This is a genomic window from Mesorhizobium sp. M7A.F.Ca.CA.001.08.2.1 (assembly GCF_003998455.1).
Classification (GTDB): domain Bacteria; phylum Pseudomonadota; class Alphaproteobacteria; order Rhizobiales; family Rhizobiaceae; genus Mesorhizobium; species Mesorhizobium ciceri.
Genome location: NZ_RZPW01001039.1, coordinates 1 through 1,703, shown reverse-complemented (window position 1 = coordinate 1,703; position 1,703 = coordinate 1). Strand labels below are relative to the sequence as shown.

At 61.5% G+C, this 1,703-nt stretch carries 4 protein-coding genes; all 4 read right to left on the bottom strand.

The window, feature by feature from the left end; translation table 11 throughout:
• The coding region (locus tag EN914_RS34470; RefSeq protein ID WP_127389640.1) for a 50S ribosomal protein L18 at nt 1-271 on the bottom strand (271 nt) is incomplete at its 3' end.
• 138 nt (nt 272-409) lie between these two features.
• On the bottom strand, nt 410-943 hold the full coding sequence (gene rplF / locus EN914_RS34465) for a 50S ribosomal protein L6 (protein ID WP_013531432.1): 534 nt from the start codon (nt 941-943) through the stop codon (nt 410-412).
• Nucleotides 944-1,032: 89 nt separating this feature from the next.
• Nucleotides 1,033-1,431, bottom strand: a complete 399-nt coding sequence (gene rpsH / locus EN914_RS34460; protein ID WP_013531431.1) for a 30S ribosomal protein S8 — start codon at nt 1,429-1,431, stop codon at nt 1,033-1,035.
• A 12-nt stretch (nt 1,432-1,443) separates the two neighbouring features.
• The coding region (rpsN, locus tag EN914_RS34455) for a 30S ribosomal protein S14 (protein WP_127389639.1) at nt 1,444-1,703 on the bottom strand (260 nt) is incomplete at its 5' end.

Here is a 1,703-nt window from a genome sequence, read left to right as displayed (position 1 = left end):
CCTTGACGCCGGCCTTGGTGGCGCGCTCGGCGATCAGCTTGCCGATCGCGGTGGCGGCAGCGGTGTCGGCGCCGGTCTTGAGCGAACCCTTGAAGTCCTTCTCGAGCGTCGAAGCGGCGGCGATGGTGTGGCCCTTGGCGTCGTCGATGACCTGCACATAGATGTTCTTCGACGTGCGGTGGACCGACAGACGCGGACGCTCGCCGGCGACCTTCTTGATCTGACGACGGACGCGCTGCGCACGGCGCTGCGTGGATTCCTTGGTACCCATGATGGTCTTCCTTGCCTTCAAAAAACGGGGGCCGCCATATGCGGTAGGCGAAAGCGCCTCCCGCGACCGCTCCCCGCGGCGTTACACTCTTGGCTTGGCCCTTTCCGAAAAGTCTTCAACTTCTCGAGGCCAGGCCTACTACTTCTTCTTGCCTTCCTTGCGGACGATCTTCTCGCCGGCGTAGCGGACGCCCTTGCCCTTGTAAGGCTCGGGACCACGATACTCGCGGATCTCGGCCGCAACCTGGCCGACCTGCTGCTTGTCGATGCCGGCCACGGTGATTTCAGTCGGCTTCGGCACGGTGATGGTGATGCCCTGCGGCGTCTCATAGACGACGTCATGGCTGAAGCCAAGCGCCAGCTGCAGGTTCTTGCCCTGAAGTGCCGCGCGATAGCCGACGCCGGTGATCTCGAGCTTCTTCTCGAAACCGTCCTTGACGCCCTGCAGGATGTTGACGATCTGCGTGCGCGACATGCCCCACTTGGAGCGGGCGGTCTTGGTCTGGTCGCGCGGCTGGACAGCGATCTCGCTGCCTTCCATCTTGACCAGCACTTCGTCGTTCACCACGAACTTCAGCTCACCCTTGGGGCCCTTCGCCGTCACGGTCTGGCCGTTGACGGTCGCGGTCACGCCCTGCGGCAGCGAAACGGGTTTCTTTCCAATACGAGACATTTTGTTGTCCTCGTCACTTCTCTTGTTTCAGGTCTCTGTCTTCGGGAACGATCCGAAGACCGGATTCCACTTTGCGGTCAACTGCCAGATCAGAAGATCTGGCAGAGGATCTCACCGCCGACGTTCTGTTCACGTGCTTCATGGTCGGCCATCACGCCCTTCGGTGTCGAAAGGATGGCGATGCCGAGGCCGTTTGCGACCTGCGGGATCGACTTGGCCGAAACATAGACGCGGCGGCCTGGCTTCGAAACGCGGGCGATTTCGCGCACGACCGGCGCGCCGTCGAAATACTTCAGCTCGATCTCGATTTCGGACTTGCCGTTGTCGAAGTCGGTCTGGCTGTAATCGCGGATATAGCCTTCAGCCTTCAGCACGTCGAGGACGCGGGTGCGCAGACGCGAAGCCGGCGTCGAAACGCTCGACTTCTTGCGGCCATACGCGTTGCGGATGCGGGTCAGCATATCGCCGAGAGGATCGCTCAATGACATGTTATGTCCTCCTTACCAGCTCGACTTGACCAGGCCCGGGATCTGGCCGTTATTGCCGAGATCACGAAGCGCGATGCGCGATACTTTGAGCTTGCGATAGTAGGCGCGCGGACGGCCGGTGACTTCGCAGCGGTTGCGGATGCGTATCTTGGCCGAGTTGCGCGGCATGGCGGCAAGCTTGAGCTGAGCGCGGAAACGCTCTTCCATCGGCTTGGACTGATCCATGATGATCGCCTTGAGCGCAGCCCGCTTGGGACCATACTGGTCGGCAA